This window comes from Clostridium sp. DFI.1.208 (assembly GCF_024463855.1).
GTDB lineage: Bacteria > Bacillota_I > Bacilli_A > Erysipelotrichales > Erysipelotrichaceae > Clostridium_AQ.
On sequence record NZ_JANGCA010000106.1, the window covers coordinates 1 to 6,297 of the forward strand.

7 protein-coding genes are annotated in these 6,297 nt (G+C 42.5%); all 7 read left to right on the forward strand.

Annotation, left to right across the window (positions count from 1 at the left end):
• A partial coding sequence (locus tag NE665_RS22980) for a hypothetical protein (protein ID WP_256302654.1) occupies nucleotides 1-403 on the forward strand: 403 nt, incomplete at its 5' end.
• On the forward strand, nucleotides 390-2,219 hold the full coding sequence (locus tag NE665_RS22985) for a hypothetical protein (RefSeq protein ID WP_216881972.1): 1,830 nt from the start codon (nucleotides 390-392) through the stop codon (nucleotides 2,217-2,219). The genes NE665_RS22980 and NE665_RS22985, both read left to right, overlap by 14 nt.
• A 170-nt stretch (nucleotides 2,220-2,389) precedes the next feature.
• Nucleotides 2,390-3,337 (forward strand): toll/interleukin-1 receptor domain-containing protein, encoded by a 948-nt coding sequence (locus NE665_RS22990; protein ID WP_216881975.1) that lies wholly within the window; start codon nucleotides 2,390-2,392, stop codon nucleotides 3,335-3,337.
• Between the two features lie 298 nt (nucleotides 3,338-3,635).
• Nucleotides 3,636-4,634, forward strand: coding sequence for a hypothetical protein (locus NE665_RS22995; RefSeq protein WP_216881978.1), 999 nt, complete (start codon nucleotides 3,636-3,638; stop codon nucleotides 4,632-4,634).
• A gap of 287 nt (nucleotides 4,635-4,921) precedes the next feature.
• Nucleotides 4,922-5,356, forward strand: coding sequence for a hypothetical protein (locus tag NE665_RS23000; protein ID WP_216881981.1), 435 nt, complete (start codon nucleotides 4,922-4,924; stop codon nucleotides 5,354-5,356).
• A gap of 29 nt (nucleotides 5,357-5,385) precedes the next feature.
• Nucleotides 5,386-5,529, forward strand: a complete 144-nt coding sequence (locus tag NE665_RS23005) for a hypothetical protein (RefSeq protein ID WP_233104855.1) — start codon at nucleotides 5,386-5,388, stop codon at nucleotides 5,527-5,529.
• Between the two features lie 179 nt (nucleotides 5,530-5,708).
• Nucleotides 5,709-6,116: a signal peptidase I gene (locus tag NE665_RS23010; RefSeq protein ID WP_256302655.1), complete on the forward strand. Its 408-nt coding sequence runs from the start codon at nucleotides 5,709-5,711 to the stop codon at nucleotides 6,114-6,116.
• Nucleotides 6,117-6,297 lie beyond the last annotated feature (181 nt).

Here is a 6,297-nt window from a genome sequence, read left to right on the forward strand (position 1 = left end):
GGAAGAGACGCAGGAAGAGGATCCGCGCATCCGTGCGATGATCCAAAATGATTTTGAAAAGGTCACTTGGTTCCAGGATACACATCGTGAGCTGGAATTCTTTCTGATGCTGCGCGATGAGGATGAAACGACTCTGATGAAGAACTATGACGAACTGGTCGCAGAGCTTCAGTATGCCGGTTTTCGGACGAAGGATCTGTGCATGCACGATCTCTACGACTATGTCGCTTATATGTATGAGAATCCGCTGATCAATGATTATTATTTTTCACGAGGTATCTTCAGCTGTCTGGCAGAGGAGAGTGAGGATATCTTCCCATCGGAAGACAACTATCATGAACCGGATTTCGATTATGATGATTATTACAGACTCCGGAAGGAGGGAGAACATGTGGAACAATGACCTGTTGAAGAAAAAAAGTACGTTCCAGCCGATCGGGCTGAAGATCCAAAGAGGCCACTATATCCTGGGAGACCGTTATATCAAATCTCTGCTCGTCACTGAGCTCCCCCGGCAATTCGATCTCGGCCTCTTGAGTTCCTACGTATCGAATCCGGAGATCAAGGTCTTCATGCGTACGGAGCCGTTGGATCTGGACTGTGCCGGTATGCTGAAGAAGGAATACAATGATAAGAGCAGAGAATATCAGAAGAGCGGGAACGACCCGACGAGGAGAGAGATCCTGGAGAATGAGCTGATCTCATTGAATACCTACATCAAGGAGATCATCGATAATCACGATGTGACCTGGAACATCACCATCGTCTTCAGCGTCTATGCTGACACAGAAAAGGAGGTGAACAAACGATGTCAGGATCTCAATCTACGTTTACGGGCACAGGGCTTCAAGCTGACCAGTGCTCCCGTCATGCAGGAGAATCTGATGCGGGTCGCTTCCCCATTGTTCGTCGATAGTCTCCTTCCCGCTGAAGTGGAAAAGAATATCGGTATCCCGCTCCCTTCACTCGGTCTGGCCGGTCTCTATCCGTTCGTATTCGAAACACTGAAGGATCGTGACGGCTTCCTGCTGGGACATGAGCTGATGAATAAAGGAGCGATCCTATTCGATCAATTCCAATGGCTCGATGATCCGGTGAGTGCCCGGGCACTGAATCGCCTGAGTGGGAATCTCGTCATCGTCGGAGGTACCGGATTCGGTAAGTCTACACTGATGAAGCTGTTGATCCGTTTTTACATCCGTACACACAAAAAGATCATCTGGATAGACCCCGAAAATAAGAATAGCTCCCTGACGAAGCGTTATGGAGGCACGTTCATCAACTGGGGACGGCGAGGCCATATCATCAATGTCTTCGATCTGAAGCCGATCTCAGTGGAAGAGGATGAGGACGCCAGTGTCAAATGGGATACAGAGCTTGCCATATACAACTGTATCGATGATGTCAAGATCATCCTGCGCTATCTCGTACCCTCTATCAGTGATGACACCCTTTCCATCGTAGGAGATCAGATGGTCATGCTGTATGCCGATCATGGATTGACGCCGGAAACGGATTTCCGTGGACTTCCGGCTTCTGCATATCCGACCTTCTCCGATCTCGACGTACGTCTGCAGAAGAGCATAGAGGAGTGTCAGGATCAGCCGCATGCCGATACGAAGGAGCTGGAGCTGCTGCGAGATCTGCGGCTGAAGATAAAACCACTGCTCAGAGAATGGTCGATCTACTTCAATGGACATACATCGCTGGGGCAGGAGGACTTATCGAAGGATATCATCGCGTTCGGTACGAAGACGCTGCTGGAGAAGCCGATGACATTGATCAATGCGCTGAATCACATCATGTACCAATTTGCCTGGTCGTTGTGTCTGGATGAGTCCGTAGAGTCTGCTTTCGTTCTAGATGAGGCGCATACGCAGATACTGACGCCGATGAGTGCAGAAAGAGTAGCACAGTACACACGAAGATCCAGAAAATACCACAATGTCTGTACGATCGCGACGCAGGAGCCGAAGGACTTTGCGGGAAAAGATATCCTCGTACATGGAAAAGCGATCTTCAACAACAGCGTCTATAAGATGATCATGCATCTGGAGCGCGACGGGACCAACGATCTGAGCAAGTTCATCACCGTCAATGAGAATGAGAAAGGACTGATCGAGCAACTCCGTATGGGCGATGCGTTGTTCGTCTGTGGAGACCGGCATATCCCGCTGCATGTCCTTGCGACAGAGAACGAGTTGAAGGAGATGGCATGACCGCAAGGAACCGAAGACTATACACATGGATCTATTCCCTATCATTCAAACATCGGTTCTCATGACAGGTGGTCCACGAGCGTGATAGATCCATCCGGAAAAGACAGTACCCGGCAACTTGCCAGGTAGCTTTCCGCAAAAGGTATGACAATGATGGAGGAGGTGTAAGAATGATCACATGCACTTTGAAAGAACTGGGATATCCGGAAGATCCACCGAAAAAGCTGCTGCCTTGGATACACATGGAACTACAATGGAAAAACCTTGATAAAACAATTACTTTTAGTTATGATAATACTATACATATATACGAGGTGAGTGAATTGAGGCAGAAATATTGTTTTGAGATACCCTACGGAAGTAGAAGTCAGTGGATCGATCGGTGTTGGCAGTTGAACGAGTTCGTTGGAACGAAAGGGATCGTAAAGTTATTCGTATCAAATATACCATATCACCTAAGATCGTATATTTATTTTGATTATGTTGGGGATCGTGAAGATATCATCGAATTCTGCAAAAAATATGAGATCGATGTATCTTATGATAAGGGATCAGAAGAATTCCTTGAAGATATGCGGAATAGGATGTGGAATGAAATTTCTTTTAGTTCGAGAATGAATCGCCAAATGTTTGAGGTGTTCTTCGTTTCAAGTTTTCAGTATGCGGAGATCAGCGAGCTCCATGAAAAGGGATATCGTTGGGAAACGGAATCAAAAAGAAAAAAAGTATTCATATCCTATGCATGGAAAGATAAAGAGATCATTGATAATATGATTGATAAGCTACAGACGAGTGGTATCAGGATCTTCATGGATAGACAATCCATAGATTACGGTGATCATATATTAGAAAGTATCCTGAGTGGTTTAAGCGAATGCGAGCTGGCTATATTTTTTTTAAGTCATGCATTTCGGAACTCTATGATGGGCAAACAAGAACTGAGAGCTATCTGGACAAAAGTCATCAGTAGAAGAAAAGCATGGATGATCATAAGATTGGATGATGTGGACCCTGAGGATATATTTTATTCATTGAGCGACTATAAGTATTTTGATGCTCAAACGGAATCATTCGATGATTTTATAAAAGCAGTACATAAAAAGCTGAAGGAATGTTAAAGGTAAAACGAACGAAGCAGGAAACATTATTATACCTGCTTTTTCTTTTTGGAAGATAGCGTAATATATCAGCATAAAAAGCACTACCCGGCAACTTGCCAGGTAAGATAAAAGTATACAGGACATCAACTTCTGAACACTTGCAGAAATCTTATCAGAAAAATCAAATATACATATACGAATGAGTTTTCTTGTGATATCTTAAAATAAAGAGGTGTTAAGATTGAAGATCAAAAACATACAAATAGCACATATATTTATAGAACTCACAAAGAAAACGAAGTACGGAGGTAAGTTTATGGACTTATTCAAACATGTTTTCAATGTGATCCGCATAGTTACTATGAAAGAATATCCTCTTTCAGAAATAAAGCAGCAGATCAGAAATAAGGTCATAGGACCAGGCGAACGAATCAGAGTCAAAGGATATCTGAGCTGTTTTGCACCGATATGTGAACCTGATACATTCGTTCCTAAAATGATTACATATGATCGTAAAAATGATGAAGTACATGTGGTTTTCTGTCCGCCGGTCGTAATGAACCTGCAATCTGAAGAACATGCAGTTGCATTTCTCTATCCGCAACAGGAAGGACGATTTGAATATGAGTTAGAAAACAGTGCGGAGAGATTGCAGATCACAGATAAGAATGGGTTCATCCCGGTAGTATTGAAAAAACAGGAATATAGGAAATATTCAGAAAAACAAGTCGAGATGATCTGTTCCATCGAAGATATAAGTACATGGGATCCGAAAGATGAATTCATATTCAAAACACGTGAGTTCAGAAAAGTGAATGATTGGTTCACAGATCTCTATATTCCCCAATATTCAGCATATTGTCTAAAGGCGCAATCAATAATTCCGGATAAAAACGAAGATAGAAAAGATTCTGTTATCGTACCGTATGCCATCGAATATCAGGTATTTTGTAATGATGAAGAAATAGATCTATTCGAAGGAGTCCACACAGCTCTTGTAAAAGCCTTCGTAAACGAAAATAGCAAATTCAAGATATGGCACATGGGAGAAGAAAGTTATGATTTCATACTAGCTGAAGATCCGAGTCTAAAGATCGTTTATATGTTTGGCGGGAAAGTTGGTTTTTATCAAAATATAGATATAACAGATACTTTGATCTATGAGCAGCAAATAACGCTATTGGAAGAACGATTATTGCAGTTCAAAGATCATTTACATGATTCGATACATCTGGATCTAGTATATCTATCCGATATTGGTATGTTAAGATCCCTAGATATAGATCGTTATAAACCAAAGGCAAATTTAGCCTGAAGTCGATAAGGTCAGAAGATCGAGGCCCAAATCAAACAGAAGGACGATCTATTTTGTAGTTGTTCTATTGAAATAATAGAGAACTGATGCAGATGGCAGGAGATCCAAGAACGAGATATCTCCATCCTAGAGAGCATTACCTGGCAAATTGCCAGGTAACTTATAAAAATGGAATGAAGATATATCATACCCTAATTGATGGTATATGACACTTTCAAAATAGGCGGGAGATTTCCCGTTTTTTGTTCGTCGATCAAAGGATTTCGATACGGAAAGGAGAACCTGATATGGAAAAGCATACAGAAAATAAGTTGCTTCATAAAACAATCGATAGAATAAGCCATCGATATCGTCACGAAAAGGTGTTATCGAGCTTCAAAGAAAAGAAGCTGCGATACCTCTCCATGGACGAGGATGAATTCTTACTGAACTATATAGAGATCAGTATGGAATGCATATATAAGAAATGGATGCTCTTCTTTTCTTCGATGGTCTGGATGATGATGACGATATCTTTGCTTTCCTATGTGAAGAAGCTGCTTACTGTCCTTCCCACGATATCTGATCAGGAATATCGAAACGCGATCCTGCTCGTATCTATCAGCTTGCCTGCTATGATCCTTCTACCGTGGCTCATCTGCCTGATTTATGCGTTCATCAAGCAATATCGACGGATGAAAGAAAAAATGATCATGGACGAGGTAAGAAGATATCTACGATAGCTCATGCGAAAAGAAAAGAGGAAGCATACATGGCAAAATGGCTGAAAGGTATGGCTTATTTATCTGCATTTGATCCAGATAGAAAGGGAAAGAAGATCCGGCATAGGACAAACGTGATGATAGTCATCGGTTTGATCATAAACATCGTTGCTACACCGATGCTTTTTTCTTAGAATCAAACGAGTTTTTGATATCATGATACCGGACCATGCAGTAAGCGTCACCGTATCCGCCTGTGCGATATGCATGATAGCGATGATAGTATTCTTTTTAAATGGTCTCATAAAATCAAATCGCTGATCTTTTTATCCCCAAAGAAAAGGAGCTGATACGAACGAAACGAATAGGCAGCATAGCTTTGACCATTCTATTGGTTTTGGTATCCTTATGTTTATGCGGTCATTTCCGGATCTATTGTATCCTGAGTGGTTCGATGGAGCCCACGATATCCACCGGCAGTCTCATACTGGTCGATACCGATGTTGTACTGTATACGGAGGATATCGTTACCTTTCAAAAGCAGGATTCCATCATCACACATAGGATCGTGAGACAGATTGATGATCAGAGATCCATCACAAAGGGAGACGCCAATGACAGCGATGATCCTACACCGCTCTATAAGACGCAGATCATCGGTAAGGTCATCCTGGTCATCCCTTACATCGGCTATATCGTCCTATTCATCAGACGATATCTCTGGCTGCTGTGCGCGGCCTTTTTGGCATGGCAGATCATACGAAAAAGGAAAAGGAGATAAGAAATTTATGGAAATCAGAAACAAGAAAAAAGTAGGCATCCTCTCAATAGCTGCATTGGCAGGGATCACAATCATTGGATCCTCTGTCGCATATTTCACTTCGACGGATACGAAGGACAATCTCTTTACCGTAGGCTCTGTGAGGACCATCCTGCATGAGGACAGATGGGACGATCTCGCA

Excerpts from the sequence above, each read along its gene's own strand:
- NE665_RS22995 (WP_216881978.1), top strand. The coding sequence starts at position 3,636 with ATGGACTTATTCAAACATGTTTTCAATGTGATCCGCATAGTTACTATG.
- NE665_RS22985 (WP_216881972.1), top strand. The coding sequence starts at position 390 with ATGTGGAACAATGACCTGTTGAAGAAAAAAAGTACGTTCCAGCCGATC.
- NE665_RS22990 (WP_216881975.1), top strand. The coding sequence starts at position 2,390 with ATGATCACATGCACTTTGAAAGAACTGGGATATCCGGAAGATCCACCG.
- NE665_RS23005 (WP_233104855.1), top strand. The coding sequence starts at position 5,386 with ATGGCAAAATGGCTGAAAGGTATGGCTTATTTATCTGCATTTGATCCA.
- NE665_RS23000 (WP_216881981.1), top strand. The coding sequence starts at position 4,922 with ATGGAAAAGCATACAGAAAATAAGTTGCTTCATAAAACAATCGATAGA.